This is a genomic window from Nocardia veterana NBRC 100344 (assembly GCF_000308855.1).
Lineage (GTDB): Bacteria > Actinomycetota > Actinomycetes > Mycobacteriales > Mycobacteriaceae > Nocardia > Nocardia veterana.
Window position 1 is genome coordinate 26,225 of the sequence record NZ_BAGM01000069.1, and the last position, 22,837, is coordinate 49,061.

The window sequence follows — 22,837 nt, forward strand, 5'->3', positions numbered from 1 at the left end:
TAGGCCGCCGGCGGCGGATCCGAGGGGAGGTGGGCCGTGGCCGGCTCAGTTGTCCAGCCACCCGTGCTGGTCGGCGAATTCGGCGAGGCGGTCGCGGATGGTGACGATTTCCCCGGCGGTGAGCGCGGGGCTGGCCTCGAGCAGCAATTCGGTGATCAATCGCTTGTGTTCGGCGGCGGTGAGTTGTCCGGCGCCGCGGCCGCGGTGGCGCGGCGGGGCGGGGGCCCCGCCGACGGCGGTCAGATTGATCGCCTTGGGCCCGCGGTCGCCCTCGGTGACCTCGAATTCGAAGACCCGCCCCTGTCGCAGTTCGTCCTCGTCCAAACCGATGTCGTTCACGTGAACGAATACGTCGGGACCGCCGTCTTCGGGACGGATGAATCCGAATCCCCGAGAACTGTCGAAGGACACCAATTTCCCGATCGACACCTACACCTGCTCCTCATTGCCGTCCGTGTCCGGTCACTCTATCGGTGCGTCGTTGCTGTTGTCGGAGGAAAGCGCCTTTTGCAGTGAGTTGAACACCGTCAGGCCCTGTCCGACCATTCCGTTGACCAGTTCGCCGACGCCGTCGGGGCCGTTGAGCACGGTGAGATTGGCGTTGGACAGGCCCTGGGCGGCTTGTTTCACGATTTCGGGCAGTTGTTCGATCAGCAACTGGTCCAAGGCGATTCGGTTGTTGGAGGCGGCGGCCTCGGCCTGGATGCGGGTGCGGTCGGCCTCGGCCTGGGCGAGTACCCGGACCCGTTCGGCTTCGGCTTCGGCGGGTTTGACGACCTCGGCCTGCAATTGCTGTTCGCGCAGTTGGGCTTCCTTGCGGGCGCGTTCGGCCTGGGCGGTGAGCACTTCCTGCAGGGCGATGGCTTCGGCGAGGGGGCCGGCCTGGCTCGCCTCGGCCTTGGCCTTGTCGATGTCGCGCTGGTATTCGGCCTGCAGGATCGCGGTCTGGCGTTGGTATTCGGCTTGTTTGCGCAGCGATTCCTGTTCGGCTTCGGCGGCGGCTTGGGCGGCGGCGGCCTGGGCGATCTGGGCGTCGCGCTGGACGGCGGCGTTGTGCGGGGCGGCGAGGGCGGCGATGTAGCCGAGGCCGCCGTCGTCGATGGATTGGATCTGGAACGAATCCACCCACAGTCCGATGTTGCTCATCTCCACCTTGGAGGCGACGAGGACCTCGTCGGCGAGTTTCTGGCGTTCTCGGATGATCTCCTCGACGGTCATGGAGCCGACGATCGAGCGCAGGTGACCGGAGAAGATGCGGCCGGTGAGCACCGACATCTCACGTTCCTGTTCGGACAGGAATCGCTGGGCGGCGTTGACCACGGATTGGGTGTCGTTGGCGACCTTGAACGCGATGACGGCGCGCACGTCGAGCTGGATGGCCTGGCGGGTGACGCATCGTTCCTGGATTTCGGATTCGAACATCGCCAGCGACAGGTAGCTGACCTTGCGGAAGAACGGCATCACCCAGGCGCCGTGGCCGGTGATGACGCGGAAGGGGGCGTTGTCCTTGGCGCGGCCGCCGCTGATCAGCATGGCCTCGTCGGGATCGGGCACGTGATAGCCCAGCACTGGTGTCTCCCTTGTTATTTCGTAATGTCCCCACCCGGTCCGAGGTCGAGCGGAATCCACGCGACGACATCGACGATCCGGCCGGGGTTCACCTGCACCACGAGCACGGTGGTGCCGGCGGCCAAGGGTTCGGTGGATCGCGCGATGTACAGTTCCGTGCCCCCTCTGATCGCGACCAGGACCTCCCCGAGCATGCCTGCGCCCCGGATCGGCGATGTGAGCCTACCGGTCGAACCGAGTACCGGGTCGTCCATCGCGGGGAACTCCTTGCCGGGCAATCGAAACAACGGTGGCAACCAATGTAGTGGGCGGGCGGCGGCGGTGAAGGTAACGACGGGAAGGGACGAATCGGGCACGAAAAGTCGGAGGTTTCGATATGGCCTCCCCTGGGAACGGGGTCTGGTCAAGCGATCGGTCACCTGGCAGGCTGAAGCGGTGACCTCTCCTCCGGATATTCCTGCGGCGACGTCGGATCCCGCATCCGACAAACTCGATGCCGCGGTGTTCAAGGTGGCCGGTGTGGTCGTGCTCGGCGCGATCATGTCGATCCTGGACGTGACCGTCGTAACCGTCGCGCTGCCGACCTTCCAGCACGAGTTCGACACCAGCTACGCGATCGCGGCCTGGACGATGACCGGCTACACGCTCGCGCTGGCCAGCGTGATCCCGCTGACCGGCTGGGCGGCCGACCGCTTCGGCACCAAACGCCTGTACATCATGGCGCTGACGTTCTTCATCCTCGGCTCGGTGCTCTGCTCCACCGCGTGGAACATCGAGTCCCTCATCGCCTTCCGCGTGGTTCAGGGTCTCGGCGGCGGCATGCTGATGCCGTTGGGTATGACGATCATGACCCACGCTGCCGGCCCCCAGCGGATCGGCCGGGTGATGGCCGTGCTCGGTGTGCCGATGCTGCTCGGGCCGATTCTGGGACCGATTCTGGGCGGCTGGCTGATCGGCAGCTTCAGCTGGCACTGGATCTTTTTGATCAACCTGCCGGTCGGGGTGATCGCACTGATCCTGGCGGTGGTCATCCTGCCCTCGGACAAGCCCGAACCGTCGGAATCGTTCGACTTCCTCGGCATGCTGCTGGCCTCGCCGGGCCTGGCGCTGTTCCTGTTCGGGGTGTCCTCGATTCCCGAACAGCACACCGTGGCCTCGGCCCGGGTGCTGGTTCCGGCGGCGATCGGGCTGGTGCTGATGGCGGGTTTCGTCGTGCACGCGTTGCGCACCGAACATCCGCTCATCGATCTGCATCTGTTCCGCAACCGGCAGCTCACCTTCGCGGTGCTGACGGCGGTGTTCTTCGCCATCGCGTTCTTCGGGTCGGGTCTGCTGCTACCCAGCTATCTGCAACAGGTGCAGGGCAAATCGACGTTGATGACGGGTTTGCTCATCGCGCCACAGGGTTTCGGCGCGATGATCACCATGCCGATCGGCGGCAAGCTGGTCGACAAGATCGGCCCCGGCAAGGTCGTCATGACCGGTCTGGCCGTCATCGGGGTCAGCCTGCTGTTCTTCACCCAGCTCTCGGCCGACACCTCGCTGCCGTTGATGTGCGGGGCGCTGTTCGTCATGGGGCTGGGCATGGGCTGCACGATGATGCCCACGATGACCGCGGCGATCCAGACGCTGACCCACGCGCAGGTGGCGCGCGGATCGACCTTGATGAACATCGTCAACCAGGCGGCCGGTTCGATCGGCACCGCGACCATGTCGGTGGTGCTGACCAATCTGCTCGAGAACCGGCCGCTGGCGCAGGCGGCGATCGGCTCGCAGTTCGACCCGACCATCGCGCAGAAATTGCCGCCCGGTGCGCTGGACACCGGATTCGAACAGGCCGCCACAGCGTATGCGCACACCTACATCGTGGCGGTGGCGTTGATCCTGGTGACGCTGATTCCGGCGGCGTTCCTGCCCCGGTCGAAACCGAAACTGCCACAGGAAGGAACCGAGGCCCCGGTCCTCATGGGGCACTGAGCCGGCGCCCGCCGACCCGACGGCGGGGATTGCTTTCGGATATCGAATGCCGTCCGGATGGTTTTCGCGACCGTCCGGGCGGCATTCCTGTGTCAGGACCCCGAACCGGGTCGGTCGCTATCGAATTGCTGAACACGTTCGGGTGACGGTTGGATCACTTTCGTGGAGGGCCCTGCGATTCGAGTTGTACTTTTGAATTCCCAGTTCAAATGCAGTGATGAGCAGGTGACCGAAAGGGGCGGACATGCCGTTGCGTAGGAGTTTGCTGGGATCGCGATCCGGTTCGGCGCGGGAGGTCGCCGCAGCTGCTGGTCCGTCGTTGACTCCCGAAGCGTTGACCACCGGAGGCTTGCTGCTCCTCGGCGCCGGCCTGGCGTTGACCGGGCCGCTGCTGGCCGCACTGCTGATTCGAGCCAGCGGCGGCGGCCGCGCCGATGCCGCCGCGACGGTGCCGCTGGTACTGGCCGTGCTCGCCGTTATCGCCGCGGTGACAAGCGGATTCACCCTGTTCGTCACCGCGTGGCGGCGGTCCCGGACACCGATGCCGCAGCGGTTGCGCTCCCGGGCCGCGCTGCGTGCGGGCCTCGACGGTGGTGGTGCGCCGTGAGTGTCGCGGGGATCGAACACGGGCGTCCGGACGTGCTGCGGTGCCGGCTGGTGCAGGTGCTGGCCGTGGTCGAGGACGAATCGTGTTGTCGGCGAGCGAGTGCGGTGCTGGTCGAGCGGGCCTGCCGGCGGTGGTCGGGGCGGCCGGACTGGGATCGGTTTCCGCCGTTGCAACGCTGGCGGGCGGTGGAACCGGGGTTTCTCGGCGGTGCCGAAGAGCTGCCCGCGGGGTTGATCGGCGCCGCGGCGGCCGGGCGCCGTCCACCGGCCCGGGACCTGGCCGCCGCGCTGGCTGCCGCGGTGGTCCTGCATTCGGGTTGTCCGGCGCTGGTTCAGGATTGGGACCTGGGCCGCGGGGCGCGGCCGGGTGGGCCCCGTCGCGGTGTGCTCGTCTCGATCTACGGTTTGCGGGAGGACGATATGGCGTTGGCCGAGAGCGTCCTGGCCGGTTGCGTGCAGCTGGGTGCGCTGCGATTGGTGGAACGGTTCTCCCGGCGGGTGCCGGGGCCGCGAGGTGGGCGCCCGGTCTCGGCGTCCGGCGCGGGGCCGATCGCCGAGACCGGTATCGCGTTGTGTCCGGTCAGCTCGCCGATGCCGGTTCGGGCCGCGGAGCCGATTGCGGTGTGCGGTGCCGCAACAGGATCAGGCCCAGAACCGCTGCGGCGAGGCTGAATCCGGCGCTGATCCACGACCCGTACGACATGGCGGTCGTGAACGCCGACTCGGCGGGTTCACCGAAGCCGAGCGCGAACGCGTTGCCGATGTTGTCGCGGGCCGCCGCCGGGGCGTCGGCAGGCATATGCGAGGTGAACACCCCGGCCAGCACGCTGCCGAGGACCGCGATGCTGACCGCCATCCCCACCTGCTGAATGGTGTCGTTCATCGCCGAACCGACGCCGGCGTGTTCGAGCGGGATGGCGCTCATGATCGCGGCGTAGGCGGCCGGGCCGGCCAGACCACCGCCGATACCCATCACCAGCATCGACGCCAGCACCCAGGCGTAGCTGTCGGCGTTGGCGAGGATCACGAACGCCCCACCCATCACCACCAGGCCGGCCACGATGAGTGTCTTGTTGCTCAGTGTCTTGCCGAGAGTGGCGCCCAGGCCGTTGCAGACCGCGGCGGCCACCGCATACGGCAGCAGCGCGAGCCCGGCCTTCATCGGGCCGTAGCCGAGGACGAACTGCAGGTACTGGGTGAGCATCAGCATCACCGCGCCCATGCCGAAGACCATCAGCAGCAGGGTCAGGCAGGTGCCGGTGAAATCCCGGTTGCGGAAGACCGCCAGCGGCAGCATGGGATGCGCCGAGCGATACTCCCAGTAGGTGAATCCGGCTGCGGCCAGCACCGCCAGCACGATGACCGGGATATTCCATTCGCGTTCGATGATCACGTACACCGTCGCGGTCAGCGCCACGATCGACAGCGCCACCCCGACGAGATCGACCGGTCGCTGCTGTCCGTAGGTTTCGGGCATCAACACGACCGCGGCGACGATCGCGACGATCGCGACCGGAATGTTGACCAGGAAGACCGATCCCCACCAGAAGTGTTGCAGCAGAAAGCCGCCCAGGGTCGGGCCGAGCACGATGCCGACCATCGACACCGTCGACCAGCCGGCCATCGCCTTGCGCCGTTCGTCCTCGTCGAAGGTGGTCATCAGGATCGACAGGGTGGAGGGCATCAGCAGTGATCCGCCGACACCCATGGCGGCGCGGGCGGCGACGACCTGCCAGGGTTCGGTGGCCAGGACGGCCAGCAGCGAGGCGGCGCCGAAGACGGCCAGGCCGGTGATGAGCATGCGGCGGCGGCCGAAGCGGTCGGACAGGCTGCCCGCGGTCAGCAGCAGCCCGGCGAAGACCAGGACGTAGGCGTCGAGGATCCACTGAATATCGGATGGGCTCGCGCCCAGTTCCCGAATCAGGGACGGAATGGCCAGGTTGAGTACGGTGCCGTCGATCATCAGCACCAGCAGGGACAGGCAGAGCACGCCCAGGATCCACCAGCGCCGGGGATCGCGCGCGGGCGCGTCGCCCGCTTCTCGTACAGTGTTCGATTCCACTCGCGCAGCGTACGACAAACTCGAACAGTGTGCGAGTGAATTACAGTGAGGGGCGTGACCAAACCGTTCAGCTCGGTATGGACGCGGCAGCCGCGGCCGCCCCGGAAAACGGGGCTGACGCGGGAACAGATCGTCGCGGCCGCTGTGGACCTGCTCGACGCCGAAGGGCTCGAGGCGTTGAGTATGCGCAAGCTCGGCGCCCGCCTCAACGCCGGCGCGACCAGCCTGTACTGGTATGTGGCGAACAAGGACGAGCTGCTGGAACTGGCCCTCGACGAGGTGTGGGGTCTGATCGACACCCCCGACCCAGATCGCGTCGGGTGGCGCGAGGTGTTCACCACCTTCGCCTACAGCATGCGCGCCACCATCCGCGCCCATCCGTGGTCGGCCTCGCTGCTGGGGCGGCTACCCAGTGTGGGACCGAGCGCCTTCGCCCTCACCGATCGGCTGCGCCGCAGCTGCGTGCGGGCGGGTTTCACCGGTGCCGACGTCTACTTGGCGACCAGTGTCGTGATGAGTTTCATTCTGGGACAGGTGATTCCGGAGATCACCTTCCGCACCTCGCGCGGTGGCGAGGTCGATACGGAATCGCTGCTCGCCGCGATGGAAACGTTGGCGGCCGACTATCCGCAACTGCGCGCCGACTATCGCGAGACCCTGCCCGCCGATCCGGAAGTGGCGCGGGCGCTGGGATTCGAATTCGGGCTGGTGTGCGTGCTGGACGGTTTGGCGGCGCGGCTCGGCGAGCCGTCGTCGGCCGAACTCGGACACCATAGGCGCGCCCGCGAAGCCCTGCCGGAGGATACGCCGTTGCCGCGGAACGGAACCGAGCACCGAACCCGGTAACGCCGTGCCGGGAACGTCGCGACGCTGTTCCACGGTGGCCGGTGCGCTGACCGACCCCGACACCGGGCCGGTTACCTGCCTGCCGCCCCCAGCTACGGTTTCGAACTCCTCGTCGGCAACATCCACCTCGGCGACCGCGGCGGCGCATCGGTCAGGGCCGGTACATGGCGCGGTAGGCGCCGATGACGGCGACCAGATGATCCACCACCTGGTCGCGGTCGGCGCGCAGCGAGCCGTTCAGCCACGCGGCGAACAGTCCGGCGTTTCCGGAGGCCATCGTCACCGCGGCCATCCGGCGCCGGATCGGATCCTCGATATCGGTGAACAGATGATCCTGGATGAGGCGGGTGAAGGTGGGCATCACCGCGATCGTGGTCTGCCCCAATCCGGTGCTCGAATACGGCTCCACCAGAAACAGCCGCGATTTGCGGGGATCGGCGAGCACCTTGTCGACCAGGACACCTGCCAGTTCCCGGTCCCGCTCGGGATCGGCGGTGGCGGCGAAGGAGGTCATCGGCTCACGGAAGTCGTCGGCCACCTGCCGGTACAGCACGTCGAGCAGATCGTCGCGGCTGGTGAAGCTCTCGTAGAAGTAGCGGTCGGTGAGCCCGGCGCGCCGGCAGACCGCCCGCATCGTCACCGCGCCGGCACCGGCCTCGCCGATCAGGTCCAACGCCGCCTCCAGCAACGCCGTCCGCCGCGCCTCCCGGCGCTCGGTGAGCGTGGTACCACCCCAGATGCGGGTGTCGTTGTCGGCGGAATCCTGACCTGTCTGCACTCGCCCGAGCCTAACGGGCGCGCCCCGGCGGCGGCAGCGGAGTGCAACCACGCAGGGGCAGGGCCGTCAGAGGTGATCGGCGCGGCCCGGCGTCGGCATGCGGGAGCCGACCGCGTTCGTTCAGCCGAGGATTTCGTCGACGTAGCACCAGCGCCAGGTTTCGCCGGGTTCGACGCTGCGCATCACCGGATGGTCGGTGCCCTGGAAATGCTTGGTGGCGTGGTTGCCGACCGAGGAATCGCAGCACGCGATGTGGCCGCAGGTCAGACACATTCGCAGATGGACCCAGGTCAAACCCTCGGCGACGCATTCGGAGCACGCATCGGGATGGTCGGGGACCCGGGTCTGTGGCGCGTCGAGCAGATGTTCGCAGCCGCCGGAGAGCGGCCCGGCCAGGGGTTCGATCGCCCCGTCGTCGTCGGCCTCGCTGATCCGATCGATGGTGGACTCCTCGAGGTCGATGGCGGTCATCACCTGCTCGAGCACCTCGTGGTCGATACCGCCGGCATCGCGTGCGCGCAGCACCGCCGCGCGCTCGGCATGCAACATCACCAGGCGCAGCCGGCGATATTCTCCGCTCGGAGTGACCCGCAGCGATTCCGCGCGTCCCAGCTGCTCCCAGGCCGCATGGGTGCGCCGCGCCACCCGGTCGCGCAGGCTCGCGACCACCTCGGGCGGTGTTTCCGGCGCGACCGCCCCGTCCAGCGCCTCGAGTCCGGCCGCGGTCGCCTGCTGCAACAGGGCCGCCTCCTGTAGCGCGTCCTCGGCCCGGCTCGGCCCGCGCAGTCGCAGCATCCGCACCAGCGCGGGCAGCGAAATGCCTTGCAGCAGGAGGGTTCCGCCGACCACCACCAGGGCGAGCAGTTTCAGCGTCGCCAGCTGCGGAGTGTCGTCGGGCAGCAGGGTGGCCGCGGCGAGGGTGACGACGCCGCGCATCCCCGCCCACGACACCACCGCGGGCCCGGTCCACGCGGGCTTGGGTTTGCCGCGCGGGCGGCTCTCGACGAACCAGGAGAAGTAGGTGGCGGGAAATACCCAGACCGGACGCACGACGATGACGGTGGCCAGGACGGCGACCGCGGTGAACACGATGGTGGCGTGGTCGAGGCCGCTGTTCCAGGCGTCGTCGACGATATGGCGCACCTGCAGGCCGATCAGCAGGAATACCGCGCTCTCCAACAGGAATTGGATGGTGCGCCAGTTGGTGCGTTCGGCGACCCGGGACGCCGCCGACTGCCACACCGGCGCGCCCTGGCCGAGGATCAGACCGCACACCACCACGGCGATCACGCCGGAGGCGTGCGCGGCCTCGGCCGGCAGATAGGCCACGAACGGCGCCAGCAACGACACGCCGGTGTCGAGGACCGGGTCGGTGATGCGGCGGCGCACCAACACCAGCACGGCCGCGGCGACGATCCCGATCACCGCGCCGCCCGCGGCGGCGTAGACGAAGTCACCGCCGGCCTGCCACACGCTGAAACTTCCGGCCATGGCGGCGATCGCGGTGCGCAGTGCCACCAGCGCGGTGGCGTCGTTGAACAGCGATTCGCCTTCCAGCAGCGTCACGATCCGGCGCGGCATGCCGACCCGGCGGGCGACGGCGATGGCGGCCACCGCATCCGGCGGCGCCACGATCGCACCGAGCGCGACGGCCGCGGCGAACGGCACCGGCAGCAACCACCACACCACCGCCGCCACCGCGAAGGTGGTAGCCAGGACCAGCCCGACCGACAGCAGGGTGATCGACACCTTCTTCGGTTTGAACTCCAGCAGTGAGGTGCTGATCGCGGCCGTGTAGAGCAGCGGCGGCAGCAAACCCAGCAGCACCCATTCCGGGTTGATGTCGATCTGGGGGACGAACGGCAGATACGAGGCGACGACGCCGGCGACGGTGAGCAGCAGCGGCTCGGCCATGCCGAGGCGGCGGGCCAGCGCCGCCAGCGCGACCGCCACCGCGATCAATGCCACGATCCCGAACGCGATATGCACGCGCTCATCGTGCCAGTGCCCGCTCCCGGCGCCCGCATCCGCCCGTCGCGGGCCCGCGCCGGACCGGCGCAGTGGTGCGGTGATCCGCATACTGGAGGCGATGAATGCGCTGCGGGCCGGGACGTTGTCGGGACCGATCGTGCGTTCGCGGCCGCGGCGCGCGGAACTGCTGTTGTGTCTGGCGGCGGTCGCCGTGGTCGCGGTGGCGGCCTGGTCGACGGCGGCGGCCGCCGGCGGCGACGCCGGTTCGCTGCCGCGGTCGCTGCTGGTGTTCGCCGGATTGACGGGCGCGGCGCATCTGGCGGTGCGGCGATTCGCCGCGCGCGCCGATCCGGTGATTCTGCCGTGTGTGGTGGTGCTCAACGGGTTGGGGCTGGTGTTCATCGATCGGCTCGACCGCGCGGAGGCGACCGCGGCGGCCGCCAAGGGGCTGCCGGTGCCGGCCTCGGACGGTGCGCACCAGTTGATCTGGACCGCAGCCGGAATCGCGTTGTTCGCCTTGGTGCTGGTGGTGGTGCGCGATCACTCCCGGCCCGCCCGATACGCCTACACCTGCGGGCTGGCGGGTCTGGTGCTGCTGCTGATCCCGGCGGTGCTGCCGTCGCGGTTCAGTGAGGTCAACGGCAGTAAGAGCTGGATCCTGTTCGCCGGGTTGTCGTTTCAGCCCGGGGAATTCGCCAAGGTGCTGCTGTTGATCTTCGTGGCCGCGTTCCTGGTGGCGAACCGGGATCTGTTCGGGGTGGCCGGGCGGCGGCTGCTGGGGTTCACGGTGCCGCGGTTGCGGGATCTGGGGCCGTTGCTGGTGGTGACGTTCGTGTCGGTTCTGGTGTTGGTGTACGAGAAGAATCTCGGCTTCTCGCTGCTGGTGTTCGGCACGGTGCTGGCGATGGTCTACATCGCGACGGGCCGGGCGTCGTGTCTGCTGATCGGGGTGGCGATGTTCGCGGTGGGCGCGGTGATCGCCTATCACCTGTTCGCGCACGTGCGGGTCCGGGTACGGGTCTGGGAGGATCCGATGGCGACCTATTACACCAACGGCTATCAGATCGCGCAGGGTTTGTTCGGGCTGGGCACCGGCGGACTGTGGGGGACCGGGCTGGGTGCGGGCCGGCCGCAGGAAGTGCCGTTCGCCAAAACCGATTTCATCATCTCCACCATCGGTGAGGAGCTGGGGTTGTTCGGGCTGACGGCGGTGATCCTGCTGTTCGGCGTGATCACGGTGCGCGGTTTCGGCGCCGCGCTGGCGACTCGCGACGCGTTCGGCAAACTGCTCGGGGGCGGACTGGCGTTCTCGGTGGGTTGGCAGTTGTTCGTGGTCGTCGGCGGCGTGACGAAATTGATTCCGCTGACCGGTCTCACCACACCGTTCATGTCCTACGGCGGGTCGTCGCTGCTGGCCAACTATGTGATCGTCGCGTTGGTGATCCGGATCTCCCACGACGCGCGCACCCAGGCGGCGCCGGCCGCGCCACCCCCGACCCCGATCGCCGACGCCATGACCGAGCACATTCGGCGACCGAGACCTCGTCGGCCGTGAAAATGTCCGCGCCGCAGCTGTTTTCGTGTCATCGGGTGCTCGCTTCGACCAGGTTGGGTAGCGTCCGGCCGGTCAGGAAACGTTCGATCTGCTCGGCGGCGACGGCATAGGCACGGCGAATACGGCGCGGGCGCCGCGATCGGGAGCCGGTGGCGGTGCGGTGGCCGGGCAGTGAGGGGGTGTGTGTCACATTGCCGGTGGCGCAGCGCTTTCCAACGCGTACCCGGCGTCGCGCCACGCCACCACGCCCCCGGCGAGGCTGGCCGCCTCGTAGCCGGCGCGGGCGGCCAATGCCGCGAACCGGCGCGACAGGTCGCCCACCGGGCAGACGAAAACCACCGGGCGCGAACGGGAGAACGGCACGCCGTGGGTGAACATGTCGTCGAGTTGATCGTCGCGGATGTTGATCGCCCCGGGGATGTGCCCGATGCGGTAGGCCATCGCGCCGCGGGTGTCGACGACAGTGGGGCGGGCATCGTCGAGGGCGAGCAGTTGCGCGGGAGACAGCTGGGTGACCGCGTCCAGTTCGGCGTCGGTGGGCGGCCGGGCGGCGGTGCGGCCGAACAGCTCCGGGCGGCGCTTCTTGAGGTAGGACAGGTACGGTTCGATCCGGTCGCAGACGATGAGCACCGCCACGACAGGTTCGCGGCGCGGCGGCAGCTCGCCCAGCACCTCGCGGGCGGCGGCATATCCGGCGCCGCTGGTGGGACCGGCCAGTATTCCGTAGCCGGTGGCCAGTTCGAGGGTGGCCTCGATCGCGCGAGCCGAATCCACGGCCACGATCCGCTCGTAGAACTCGGGTTCGAACAGTCCGACATCCCACATCTCGGTTTCCGAGCGGATTCCGGGGATGAAATCCGATCGCTGCGACACCACGCCGATGGTGCGCAGATCCGGGTGGTGCTTACGCAGATAGGTGGCGGTGCCGCGGGTGGACCCGGTGGTGCCGAGGCCACCGATGAGGTAGTCGGCGGTCACGCCGGCCGCGGTGAGGTCGTCGTGGATTTCCCGGCCCGTACCGTGGTAGTGGGCCTCGATGTTCTTCTCGTTGGTGTACTGCGACGGATGATGGTAGGCGCCGGGGTTTTTCGCCATCGTGGTCTCGATGACCGAATACACGTCGTTGGGGGTGGTGGGATCCGGGCATTCGGACAGGCCCGGCAGTTCCTCGATATCGGTGCCGAGCAGTTGCAGCAGATCGCGCACCTCGTCGACCTTGATCCGGTTGGTGACCGCGCGCAGCCCCACCCCGCGTCCGGCGCCGAGCAGCCGCAACGCCTTGGCGGTATTGCCGCTGGAGGCCTCGATGAGGGTGCGGCCGTGAGCGACGAGATCGTCGAGGTTGTCGCGGATCATTCCCCAGGCGACACGGTCTTTCACCGAACCGAACGGGTTGTAGTACTCGAGTTTCGCGTAGAGCTCGACTCCCGGCAGGGCGTGCACGGCCGGATCCAGTCGCAACAGCGGAGTGTTGCCGATGAGCTCGGTGATGTGGTCGTAGCGCATCACGGCCTCCCGGACAACGCGGCCACCGCGGGGTCGTCGCCGGCCGGGACCGGATCGGGCCGGAAGTCGGCGTCGGGGCACAGCTGGAAGCCGTCGCGGTAGGTGACGGCGAATTTCGGTGGCAGCGGATGCATGGATGCACGCGCTGCCGACAGATCCATGTGGTAGGCACCGGTATTGGGGAACACGAGCAGATCGCCCGGCTGCGGCAGCCGCGGCAACCACACCTTGTGGTTGCTGATCAGATCGCGTTCCAGGCACAGATGCCCGGCGATGAATACCCCGACCGGGCCGTCGCCGGGACCGGCCGGGCCGGAATCCGGTCCGGGCAGCAGCAGCGGATCCACCATCACCTCCTGGTCGGCGGGCGTGACGGTGTCGCGCCCGATATCGACGGTGACCAGCAGGCTGCCGTCGGCGGCCCGCTTCACGAATTCCACCCCGGCGACGGTGATTCCGGCGTGATCGACGAGCGCCTTGCCCGGTTCACACCACAACTCGAGCAGATTGTCGGCGAGCACCCGGGCCAGCGGCCGGCCGCCGTGAGCGTGCAGCGGCGCGCTGAGCAGGTCGTCGAGCATCCGCGGCGCGGACACCGTGTTGCCGTATTTGTGGAACACCGGGGTGCCGTGGGCGCCGGTGTCGTCGAGGTGATAGCCGAAGGTGTTCGCGGCCCAGCTCATCGGCTCACCGTGACCGAGCAGTGAGTCCCGCAGGGCGCGAGTGTAGTGGTCGAACCGGTCGGCGTCGGCGGTGAACACCTGTCGCAGACCGCCGCCGATATCGAGCACCGTCGGCGCCGATCCGTAGCGGTGGGCGCGTTCGATCCACTCCAGGCAGGCCTCCACCGCGCGCACCCGGTCGGTGATTTCGCCGGAGTCCAGGTGAAAGGCGAAACCACGCAGCGTGATTCGATCGCGATGGGCGGCGATCATCGCCAGCAACGGCTCCACCTCGTCCGGGGCGATCCCGAACCGGCTCACCGCCGCCCGGCCGCCGGGCCCGGGGAAACCGCTCAGCCGCAACAGCACCGGAACCGGTGCCGCCGGATCGGCGAGGGCGACCAGTTCACTCAGCTCCCACGGATTGTCCACGTTCACCGTGGCGCCGGTGCCGGCCACGGCGGTCAGCAACCGCCGGCCCTTGGGTCCGGTCACCTCGATCGCGGACGCGTCGAACCCGGCCCCGTAGGCGGCGGCCAGTTCCGGCGCCGACGCGACGTCGACGGCGATCCCGGCCCGGTGGGCTGTCACCAGCAGGGCGCGCGACCGGTTCACCTTGTGGGCGTAGCAGATGCGAGTGTGCAGTCGATGCCGTCGCAGCACCGCCTGCACGCGGCGCACGTTGTCCAAATACACCTGGGGAAACAGCAGGTGCAGGGGTGTGCAGTGCCGGCGCACCGCCTCGGCGAGTGCGTGCGGGTCGGCCAGATAGGCGCGGACGAGGGGATGCAGCAGCGCCGGTAAACCGGGTGGGGTGCTCATCGCGGGGTACCCGGGGCCGCCGCGGTCGGGTTGTAACCGCTGTCGCGCAGCACCTCGAACGCGCGATGCCGGTTGCGGGCGCTGCGGAATTCGGCGCGCACCCGCTTGCTGATCAGGTCGATCTCGTGCACGGGAATCTGCATCGACTCCAGGACACCACCGATGGTGCGCACACAGTGTTTGCAGTTCATGTCGGGGACGTAGAACACCTGCTCGGCGGCGCCGGCGAGATCGGCGTCGCCGGCCGGGGTTTCGACGACCCGGAGATCGGCGACCGTGCGCGCGAACAGGTCCACGAACCGGTCGACCACCTCCGGCAGCAGGCTGTAGTGCGTGCCGTCGATACGGTGCGGCATGGCGGCCAGGCACGACGGGCGCACATCCGGTGGCAGCAGGGCGTACTGGCGGGAGATCAGATCGAGGTCGTCGTGGTATTTCGCGATCGCTTCGGTCACCGACAGTCCCTCGGTGGTGGTGGCGCGAGCCATGACGGTGTGGGCGTCGTGGATGGTGGCGTCCTTCATCGCCCGCAGCGTGGTCACCGTCTCGGGGGTGTAGCGGACCGTGCCGTCGGGTTGGGTGTCGAAGGCGACGGCGATCATGCCCCGCCGATAGGTGGAGGCCTGCTGTTCCCAGTACCAGCGGGTGGCGACCGCCGCGAAGATGCCCGAATCCCGCATGCCGTAGGCGAATTCGATGGGTGTGCGGTAGGGCGTCGTGGCGGCCAGCAACGCGTGCTGGGCCAGGGCGCGGCCGGTGGCTTCGATGCCGACCCGCAGGATGTCGAGCGGTTCGTGGTCGGTGGTGGTCGCGGCCAGCACCGCCCGATCGTGGGCGGTGAGCGCCGAGATCCGTTCGGCCAGTGCGGTATCGGTGTCGAGGCTGTGCCAGAGCGCGAGCACGGTTTCGCGGACCGCGACCGGCACGATCGGGCCGAGTCCGGCGCTGTGCACGTGTCCGGTGTTGGGGATGCCGTCGCTGTCGGTCCACACCACCCGGTGGGTGGCGCTGGTGACCTGATCGGCGCGGCACGGCCGCATGAACGATTCCAGATACAACCGCTGGGACAGGGTGAGATGGCTGCCGGGTTCGGGTTGCAGTGCGGTGCTGGTGACCTCGATCGTGCCGGCGCGGGTAGGGGTGGCGGTGGTGAACAATCCGGGTCGGGCCAGTTCGGCCAGGATCCGGGATGCGCCGCGGCGGTCGTAGTCGGTGATCGGATCGGGTCCCGGTTCGGCCGTGGTCACGGGGGCGGCGGGGGTGTCGCGGCGTGTGGTCATCGGACCTCCGTGGCGATGGTGGTGAGGCAGGCGAGGAACCGGTCGATCTCCTCGTCGGTGGTGTAGATGTGCGTGCTCACCCGCACCGAATCCGATTCGGCCACCTCGGTTTCGGTGTCGCCCCGCTCTCCGGCGGTGTCGCCGGGGACGCAGTGGGCGCCGGTGCGCACGAGGAAACCGAGCTGCGCCAGCACGAAACCCAGGTCGGTGCCGGTGATTCCGTCGAGGGTGAACGACACGATGCCGTAGCCGATATCGCAGGAGGCGTGCGCCGGGCCGGGGAGCAGGCGCACCCCGGGCAGTGCGCGCAGCCCCGCCACCAATCGGCGGGTCAGCCGATGATTGTGCCGGGCGATGGTGTCGATGCCGATGCGTTCGAGCACCCCGAGCGCGGCGCCGAGCGCCAGAATTCCGGGGATGTTGTGGGTGCCGCCCTCGAGCCGATGCGGCATCGCGGTCGGCAGCAGCGCCGAATCATGCACCCGCACACCGGAATTGCCGCCCGGGAGGAAGGGGGAGAGGTGGTCGTGGATGCGGCGGTGGCAGAACAGGACGCCGGTGCCCGGGGTGCCGAACATCTTGTGCGCCGACAGCACCGCGAAGTCGGCGCCGAGTTCGGTGACGTCGACCGGGATGTGGCCGGCGCTCTGACTGCAGTCGAAGCAGATCGCCACCCGTGGGTCGATCCGGCCGCGCAACTCCTCGAGGGTATTGACCGCGCCGTAGACGTGGTGGAGGTGGCTGACGGTGAGCAGCCGGGTGCGGGGGCCGAGTTTGGCGGCGATATCGCCGACATCGGCTTCGCCGGCGGCCGTGGTGCGGTAGGGGACCAGCCGGATACGGCGCCCGAAGTGGGCGAGGGTGGCGCGCAGTTGCAGCCACGGGTAGACGTTGGAGGCGTGGTCGCGGGGGCTGTAGAGGATTTCGTCGCCGTCGTCGAGCGCGGTCAGTCCCCAGGCCAGGGCGACCGCGTTGAGACCGGCCGTCGCACCGGCGGTGAACACCACCTCCTCGGGCCGGGCTCCGAGGAAGCGGGCGGTGTCGGCGCGGACCTGCTCGATCGCGCTGGTGAGTCGGGTCGCCCACGGATAGGTGCCGCGTCCGGAATTGGCGGTGTGGCGGCGATGGTAGCCGTCGACGGCCTCGATCACCGGCAGCGGTTTCTGCGTGGTGGAGGCGCTGTCGAGATAGACCGGACCGGCCGGGTCGAGGGCGGGGAACAGATCGCGGATCGGCGGTCCGGAGTGGGCTGGGAGAACGGGATTCGGCGCACCGGGTGCGGCGAGGGCCGGGGCGCTCACCGGGTGGGCGTGCGCGGGCCGAGTCGTGGGCGACCGCACCGTGACGCTCCCTTCGGCTCGTACGCTGGCGACCGTATCCACGATACCCACACTCGGGGCCTGCTTCGAACCCGGTCGCGGACAACATAATTCACGGACGGTCGTCCAGATATCCGAAATGTGCGCGGCGGCAGGCGATTCGCGGGGCCTAGTTGCCGGCCGGGTCCGGGCCGCCGGGGTTGCACAGCGCCTGCACCGTCGCCTGGTAGCCGACCGCCGGGCGCCACGGTTCCAGATTCCAGGCGGGCTTGTTCGGTGCGACCATCCGGGCCCACACCCAATGGCATCGGAACTGGTCGTACATGCCGGGGGAGTCGGCATCCGGTGCGTCGGCCACGATTTCGCTCCAGGCCCGGTCGAGCGCGGCGGGGAACTGGTCGGCGCGGCCGGCGGGGGTGGGGTAGACGTGCAACCGGCGACCGTCGACGTCGTCGGTCCATTCGGTGTGGTCGACGAGGGGGCTGCCGGCGAACGGATCGGTGGTCGGTTCGGGCGCGGGCGGACCGCTGGTGAGCGGCGGTGCGGGGACTGTGGTGGTGGTTGCCGCGGTGTCGGCGGTGGTGGTCGAGGAGTCGGTTGCGGCGCTGTCGTCGCCGCAGCCGGTGGCGAGCAGGACGGCGATCAGCAGTGCCGGCACCGGAAACGTCCGGTTCCACCGGCATGAGCGCTGCGCCACCGGCCGCATCGGCGTCCCCCTGTTCGACATCGCGGATCGTCGTCGCCGCTCACGCTACCCGCCCCCGCGCCCGGGACCGGCGGCGGCGGGCCACTGCGCCCGTGTTGCCCGGATACCGCCGGGAATCGACGTAGAGTGGAACAGTGGCCGCACAGTTGACCAAGGGACAGGTGGACCGTCTGACCTACGACGACATCGTCGTATCCGTCCGGCACAGCGAACCCGTCGATGTGTCGGCGCTGCTGTTGAATTCGGCCGGGCGCGTCCGTGACGAAAGCGACCTGATCTTCTACAACCAGCCCGCCGCGCACGGAGTGCGCCTGGCCGCCGGCCGGCCCGAACTGTCGATCGGATTGCGTTCGCTGCCACCGGATATCGAGCATGTGCGGATCGTGGCGTCGCTCGAGGATCAGCAGGACCGGTTCGGTGACTACGCGCCGCCGCAGCTGAGGGTGTCCGGGCCGGGCGGAAAAGCGTTGTACGAGTACACGGTCGAGGGCCTCGGCGAGGAAGCGGCGGTGATCGTCGCCGACCTCGATCGGGTCGGCAGCACCTGGCAGGTGCGGCCGCTCGGCCACGCGTTCGCGGGCGGTTTCGCCGCCCTGGTCACCGCGCACGGGGTGCCGGTGGGCACCTCGGCCGACGAACTGCCCTATCGCGGCCCGGCGGTGCTGGCTCCCGGCCAGGAGGTGGCGCTGAGCCAGATCCGCAAGGGTGAGCTGTCGATGGTGAAGATGGGGGTCGGCTGGGACCCGATGAAGGTGCACGGCCCGCGGGGGCTGCGCCCGCTCGAGATCGACCTGGACGCTTCGGCGCTGCTGTTCGTCGGTCAGACGCTGGTGGATGTCGCGTTCTATCAGCAACTGTCCTCCCGCGACGGCGCGGTCCGGCATTCCGGGGACAACCTGACCGGTGACGGCAAGGGCGACGACGAGGTCATCACCGTCGATCTGGCGCGGCTGCCCGCGCAGGTGTCGGCGGTGGTCTTCGTGGTCACCTCCTATGCCGGTCACACCTTCGAACGGATCCGCAACGGTTACTGGCGCCTGGTCGACGGCTCCACGTCGGCCGAACTGGCCCGCGGCAATCTGCGCGGCGGCGGGCCGCACACGGGGATGGTCGTGGCGAAGGTGTACCGCGACGGCGGGGTGTGGCGGGTGGCGTCGATCGGCGCGCCGATCCAGGCCGGGCATCCGGTCGAGGCGGTGCCGCTGGTGGCGTCGAGTCTGTGACCGGGCGGTGAGCAATCGGTTTGCCAGGGCTGGTGTGTGCGGCGCGGCGTCCCTACTATGACCTCTCGCGAGACCGGCCCCGGAAAACCAGGGGCTTGTCCGGCACAATCGGTACCTGGATTGTGGCGGTACCCGTCGCGCGCACCCGCCGGTGCGGTCGATGTGGGTGTTGAGGAGAGTGGACCGTAGGGGCGAGATGACAGCACCGGCAGTGAAATGTCTTGTCTGGGAAGTGGACAACACCGTGTGGGACGGTGTGGTCTGCGATTCCACCAGTGGCGCGCTGCGGTCGGACGCGGTGCGCGCGCTGCGGACGCTCAGCGGCCGAGGTGTGGTGCACGCGGTGGCCAGCCGTGGTGAATGGTCGTGGACCACGGACAAATTGCAGCGCCACGGCCTGCACGAGATGTTTGCCGCCGTCGAGGTCGGGTGGGGGCGCAAATCGGCGGCGATCACTCGGATCGCCGCGCAGTTGCGCATCGAACTCGATGCGATCGGCTACATCGATGCCGAGGCGATGGAACGCAGCGAAGTGGCCCACGCCCTGCCCCAGGTGCGCTGCTACGCCGGACGGCATGTGGATGTGCTTGCCGCACTGCAGGAATTCCGGGCCCCGCTCACCTCGGCGCCGCCCCCGACCTCGCCGATGGGGTTCGCCCACATCTGCGCGAACTGAGGCGGCCGTCGCCCTGCCGGAGCAGGACGACGGCCGCATCGTCTCGGCAGGGCCCGATCAGGCGCTGTCGCGGTTGATTTCGACGATCGGCAGCACCAGCGCCGCGGGCGCGGAGGCCGGCACCACCGGATTGCGCGGTGCCACCGGGGAGATCCGCTGGTAGCCGCTGCCCTGCGGCGGACGAGTGTCGCGTTCGCCCTTGTTGGGCCACAGTGCGGCCGCGCGTTCGGCCTGTGCGGTGATGGTCAGCGACGGATTCACGCCCAGGTTGGCCGAGACCGCGGCGCCGTCGACGACGCTGAGGGTCGGATAGCCGTAGACCCGGTGGTAGGGGTCGATGACGCCGTGCTCGGCGTCGGCGCCGATCACCGCACCACCGAGGAAGTGGGCGGTCAACGGGATGTTGAACACCTCGCCCCAGGTGCCGCCGGCGACGCCGCCGATCTTTTCCGCCACCCGCCGGGTGACGTCGTTACCGGCCGGGATCCAGGTCGGATTCGGTTCGCCGTGGCCCTGTTTGGAGGTCAGCTTGCGGCCGAAGAGTCCGCGTTTGGTGTAGGTGGTGATGGAGTTGTCCAGATGCTGCATCACCAGGGAGATCACCGTTCGTTCGCTCCAGTTGCGGACGCTGAGCATCCGCACCAGCCGCACCGGATGGCGCAGCACCTCGAGCAGGAACCGCAGCCAGCGCGGGATCCGGCCGCCGCCGTCGACCATCAGGGTCTGCAGCAGGCCCATCGAATTGGAGCCCTTGCCGTAGCGCACGGGTTCGATGTGGGTGTCGGGGGTGGGGTGGATGGAGGAGGTGATGGCGACGCCGCGGGTGAAGTCACGGTTGGGGTCGAGCTTGGGTGTCGCCGCACCCAGTATCGATTCGGAGTTGGTGCGGGTGAGCTCGCCCAGCCGCGGCGACAGATTCGGCAGGATTCCCTTGTCGCGCATGGCGAACAGCAGTTTCTGGGTGCCGCGGGTGCCGGCGGCGAGGACCACGTGGCCGGCGGTGTAGGAGGCGGGGGATTTGCGGATCTTCGCGCCGGTGCGGCGGGTGTCGACCTGCCAGCTGCCGTCGGGCAGCGGCCGGATCGCGGTGACGGTGGTCATCGGCACCACTTCGGCGCCCGCCTGTTCGGCCAGGTACAGGTAGTTCTTCACCAGCGTGTTCTTGGCGCCGTGGCGGCAGCCGGTCATACATTCGCCGCATTCCAGGCAGCCGGCGCGGCGGGGGCCGACACCACCGAAATACGGGTCGTCGACGGTTTTGCCGGGCTCGCCGAAGAAGACGCCGACCGGGGTCTGCACGAACGTGTCGCCGACGCCCATATCGTCGGCCACCTGCTTGAACACCTCGTCGGCGGGGGTGATGTGCGGGTTGCGCACCACGCCCAGCATCTTGGTGGCCTGCTCGTAGTAGGGGCCGAGTTCGGCACGCCAGTCGGTGATGTCGCGCCACTGGTTGTCGCGGAAGAACGGCTCCGGTGGCACGTACAGGGTGTTGGCGTAGTTGAGAGATCCGCCGCCGACGCCGGCGCCGCCGAGGATCAGCACATCGCGGAGCAGGTGGATGCGCTGGATGCCGTAGCAGCCCAGGGCCGGCGCCCACAGGAATTTGCGCAGATCCCAGCTCGTTTCGGGTAGCTCGTCGTCGGAGAAGCGGCGGCCGGCCTCGAGCACGCCGACCCGATAGCCCTTCTCGACCAGGCGTAGCGCGGTGACGCTGCCGCCGAATCCGGACCCCACGATGAGGACGTCGAAATCGGTGTCGCGCGCGGTCATAGTCACTCCTGAAGTCGGTGTCGCCGGTGACGAAGATCAACGCTACTACCGAGTACGTTAGATGTGTCGCCCGGTACCCCTAAACCCGTGTTATCCGCGGTCGACCAGCGCGGACGGGAGGTCGGGGGCGAACAGGCGCCGCGCCGAGATATGACCGATATCACCAGATCGGCGATCACTGCCGTAAGCACCGCTCTCTATGTGGCAGGCTGGGGCCATGAGCACCCCCCGATCCCGCGCTCGCGCCCGAACCATGGACGAAATCGTGCGGATCGGCCGCGAACATCTCGCGGTGCACGGCGCTGCGGCGCTGTCGCTGCGCGCGGTCGCCCGCGATCTCGGTGTGGTGTCCTCGGCGGTGTACCGCTACGTGCGCAGCCGCGACGAACTGCTGACCATGCTCGTCGTCGACGGCTACACCGAACTCGCCGATGCCGTCGACGCGGCTCTGGCGGCGGCGCCCGCCGACGCCGCGACCCGGTTGCGGGTGCTGGCCCGGGCGGTGCGGGACTGGGCGCTGGCCGAACCCGCACGCTACGGGCTGCTGTTCGGCACGCCGGTGCCCGGCTACGACGCTCCGGCGCAGGAAACCGTGGCGCCCGGCACCAGGGTTGTCGCGGCGTTGTTGCGGATCGTCGAAAACGCCTGGCGCGCCGGGGAGATCGTGCCGCCCGAGACGGCTCCGGAGGTGCCGGCCGAGCTGTCGGCCGATATCGAGCGCATCCGCGGCGAGTTCGGTCTGCAGATGCCGGACTGGGTCATGGCCCGCACGCTGACGGTGTGGACGAGCCTGTTCGGGGCCGTCAGCTTCGATGTGTTCGACATGTACGGCGCGCAGACGTTCACCGACCGCTCCCAGGTCTTCGACGTGCACCTCGATGCCCTGGCGGCGGTTCTCGGATTACGCGCTGCCCCAGCGGATTAGCGACACCGGCTGGGCGTGCCGCAACCGGTGCGGGCCCGTCGCACGTGACGGGTAGGCATCGGCGACCGGCATCGTGCAGGATGTCACAACCCGATAAAGCGCATTCTCAGCTCTCCCATACCCGGGAATGAAAGACTGAACGGCGAAATGAACGACGAAACCGAACCGATCCCGGTGGTGGATCCCCGCGGGGGCAGCGGCCCGGCGCGGCACGCGCGACCCGACGACGAGTCGCCGCTGGATCGGTCCGGTCGACACGGTTCCCGCCACATCCGGGCCGGCACACCGCCGTGGAGCCGCGGGTTCGGCGCACCCGACGACCGGCGCGGCGAACGCATCCGACGTTCGGCACCGCCCGAGGAGATCCGCTCGGCACCGTCCGAGGAGATCCCAGCGTCCGGCCGTCCCGGGCGGAGACCACGACCCGACCGCGCCGCCGAGGCGGCCCCCCGGCGCCGGTCGCGACCCACCGACGATTCCGGCGAGCACCGGACCCGCCGCCGCAGCGGCGCAGCGGCCGCCGCCGATCTCGCCGCGCCCGTCGATGTCCCGGCCACGGGGGTCGACGCCGCCGCGGTGCC

General features: G+C 69.0%; 20 protein-coding genes and 1 pseudogene. 9 read left to right on the forward strand and 12 right to left on the reverse strand.

Annotated elements, in window-relative coordinates; genetic code table 11:
• Positions 1-45 precede the first annotated feature (45 nt).
• Genes ON37_RS11995 through ON37_RS12005 form a run of 3 tightly spaced genes read right to left on the reverse strand, consistent with a single transcriptional unit; the run spans position 46 to position 1,823 of the window.
• The gene (locus tag ON37_RS11995) at positions 46-429 is read right to left on the reverse strand and encodes a cold-shock protein (protein ID WP_040719151.1); all 384 of its coding nucleotides are present in this window, start codon (positions 427-429) and stop codon (positions 46-48) included.
• 33 nt (positions 430-462) lie between these two features.
• On the reverse strand, positions 463-1,569 hold the full coding sequence (locus tag ON37_RS12000; protein WP_040719152.1) for an SPFH domain-containing protein: 1,107 nt from the start codon (positions 1,567-1,569) through the stop codon (positions 463-465).
• 14 nt (positions 1,570-1,583) lie between these two features.
• Positions 1,584-1,823, reverse strand: coding sequence for an NfeD C-terminal domain-containing protein (locus ON37_RS12005; protein WP_040719153.1), 240 nt, complete (start codon positions 1,821-1,823; stop codon positions 1,584-1,586).
• A gap of 181 nt (positions 1,824-2,004) precedes the next feature.
• Between ON37_RS12005 and ON37_RS12010 the strand changes: the two genes are divergently transcribed.
• The 3 genes from ON37_RS12010 (at position 2,005) to ON37_RS12020 (ending at position 4,824) form a co-directional block, all read left to right on the forward strand.
• Positions 2,005-3,546, forward strand: a complete 1,542-nt coding sequence (locus ON37_RS12010) for a DHA2 family efflux MFS transporter permease subunit (protein ID WP_040719154.1) — start codon at positions 2,005-2,007, stop codon at positions 3,544-3,546.
• 244 nt (positions 3,547-3,790) lie between these two features.
• The gene (locus ON37_RS12015) at positions 3,791-4,153 is read left to right on the forward strand and encodes a hypothetical protein (protein ID WP_157171436.1); all 363 of its coding nucleotides are present in this window, start codon (positions 3,791-3,793) and stop codon (positions 4,151-4,153) included.
• Positions 4,150-4,824: a hypothetical protein gene (locus ON37_RS12020; protein ID WP_040719156.1), complete on the forward strand. Its 675-nt coding sequence runs from the start codon at positions 4,150-4,152 to the stop codon at positions 4,822-4,824. Before ON37_RS12015 ends, ON37_RS12020 begins: the two co-directional genes overlap by 4 nt.
• Here ON37_RS12020 and ON37_RS12025 read toward each other — a convergent pair.
• The gene (locus tag ON37_RS12025; RefSeq protein WP_051031500.1) at positions 4,733-6,214 is read right to left on the reverse strand and encodes an MFS transporter; all 1,482 of its coding nucleotides are present in this window, start codon (positions 6,212-6,214) and stop codon (positions 4,733-4,735) included. The two genes, ON37_RS12020 and ON37_RS12025, sit on opposite strands and share 92 nt — an antisense overlap.
• Positions 6,215-6,268: 54 nt before the next feature.
• Here ON37_RS12025 and ON37_RS12030 point away from each other — a divergent pair, with 54 nt between their 5' ends.
• Complete coding sequence (locus tag ON37_RS12030) at positions 6,269-7,060, forward strand: TetR/AcrR family transcriptional regulator (RefSeq protein ID WP_083892925.1); 792 nt, start codon at positions 6,269-6,271, stop codon at positions 7,058-7,060.
• A 151-nt stretch (positions 7,061-7,211) separates the two neighbouring features.
• Here the strand turns inward: ON37_RS12030 and ON37_RS12035 are convergent, their stop codons facing one another.
• Both ON37_RS12035 and ON37_RS12040 read right to left on the reverse strand, forming a co-directional pair.
• On the reverse strand, positions 7,212-7,838 hold the full coding sequence (locus ON37_RS12035) for a TetR/AcrR family transcriptional regulator (protein ID WP_051031501.1): 627 nt from the start codon (positions 7,836-7,838) through the stop codon (positions 7,212-7,214).
• 120 nt (positions 7,839-7,958) lie between these two features.
• Positions 7,959-9,827 carry a Na+/H+ antiporter gene (locus ON37_RS12040; protein ID WP_040719174.1) on the reverse strand — a complete coding sequence of 623 codons (1,869 nt, stop codon included), beginning with the start codon at positions 9,825-9,827 and terminating at the stop codon, positions 7,959-7,961.
• 100 nt (positions 9,828-9,927) lie between these two features.
• On the opposite strand from ON37_RS12040, the gene ON37_RS12045 reads away from it, so the two are divergent.
• Positions 9,928-11,364 (forward strand): FtsW/RodA/SpoVE family cell cycle protein, encoded by a 1,437-nt coding sequence (locus ON37_RS12045; RefSeq protein ID WP_083892929.1) that lies wholly within the window; start codon positions 9,928-9,930, stop codon positions 11,362-11,364.
• 186 nt (positions 11,365-11,550) lie between these two features.
• Here ON37_RS12045 and ON37_RS12050 read toward each other — a convergent pair whose 3' ends face one another.
• The 5 genes from ON37_RS12050 to ON37_RS12070 all read right to left on the reverse strand — a co-directional run bounded on the left by ON37_RS12050 (position 11,551) and on the right by ON37_RS12070 (position 17,680).
• Entirely contained in the window at positions 11,551-12,870 is a 1,320-nt protein-coding gene (locus ON37_RS12050) for a pyridoxal-phosphate dependent enzyme (RefSeq protein WP_040719157.1), read from the reverse strand.
• On the reverse strand, positions 12,870-14,354 hold the full coding sequence (locus ON37_RS12055) for a type III PLP-dependent enzyme domain-containing protein (RefSeq protein ID WP_051031502.1): 1,485 nt from the start codon (positions 14,352-14,354) through the stop codon (positions 12,870-12,872). Before ON37_RS12055 ends, ON37_RS12050 begins: the two co-directional genes overlap by 1 nt.
• Positions 14,351-15,634: a heavy-metal-associated domain-containing protein gene (locus ON37_RS12060; RefSeq protein ID WP_245553166.1), complete on the reverse strand. Its 1,284-nt coding sequence runs from the start codon at positions 15,632-15,634 to the stop codon at positions 14,351-14,353. Before ON37_RS12060 ends, ON37_RS12055 begins: the two co-directional genes overlap by 4 nt.
• Positions 15,631-16,974, reverse strand: coding sequence for an aminotransferase class V-fold PLP-dependent enzyme (locus ON37_RS12065; RefSeq protein ID WP_245553167.1), 1,344 nt, complete (start codon positions 16,972-16,974; stop codon positions 15,631-15,633). Before ON37_RS12065 ends, ON37_RS12060 begins: the two co-directional genes overlap by 4 nt.
• A 148-nt stretch (positions 16,975-17,122) precedes the next feature.
• Positions 17,123-17,680, reverse strand: coding sequence for a DUF2599 domain-containing protein (locus ON37_RS12070; protein ID WP_245553168.1), 558 nt, complete (start codon positions 17,678-17,680; stop codon positions 17,123-17,125).
• 113 nt (positions 17,681-17,793) lie between these two features.
• Between ON37_RS12070 and ON37_RS12075 the strand changes: the two genes are divergently transcribed.
• Positions 17,794-18,882, forward strand: a complete 1,089-nt coding sequence (locus tag ON37_RS12075; protein ID WP_051031504.1) for a TerD family protein — start codon at positions 17,794-17,796, stop codon at positions 18,880-18,882.
• Positions 18,883-19,078: 196 nt separating this feature from the next.
• Complete coding sequence (locus tag ON37_RS12080) at positions 19,079-19,558, forward strand: HAD-IIIC family phosphatase (protein WP_040719158.1); 480 nt, start codon at positions 19,079-19,081, stop codon at positions 19,556-19,558.
• Positions 19,559-19,615: 57 nt separating this feature from the next.
• Here the strand turns inward: ON37_RS12080 and ON37_RS12085 are convergent, their stop codons facing one another.
• Positions 19,616-21,331, reverse strand: a complete 1,716-nt coding sequence (locus ON37_RS12085) for a GMC oxidoreductase (protein WP_040719159.1) — start codon at positions 21,329-21,331, stop codon at positions 19,616-19,618.
• Between the two features lie 217 nt (positions 21,332-21,548).
• On the opposite strand from ON37_RS12085, the gene ON37_RS12090 reads away from it, so the two are divergent.
• Both ON37_RS12090 and ON37_RS33800 read left to right on the forward strand, forming a co-directional pair.
• The gene (locus ON37_RS12090; protein WP_040719160.1) at positions 21,549-22,256 is read left to right on the forward strand and encodes a TetR/AcrR family transcriptional regulator; all 708 of its coding nucleotides are present in this window, start codon (positions 21,549-21,551) and stop codon (positions 22,254-22,256) included.
• Between the two features lie 147 nt (positions 22,257-22,403).
• A pseudogene (locus tag ON37_RS33800) lies at positions 22,404-22,837 on the forward strand (hypothetical protein); the annotation flags it as partial.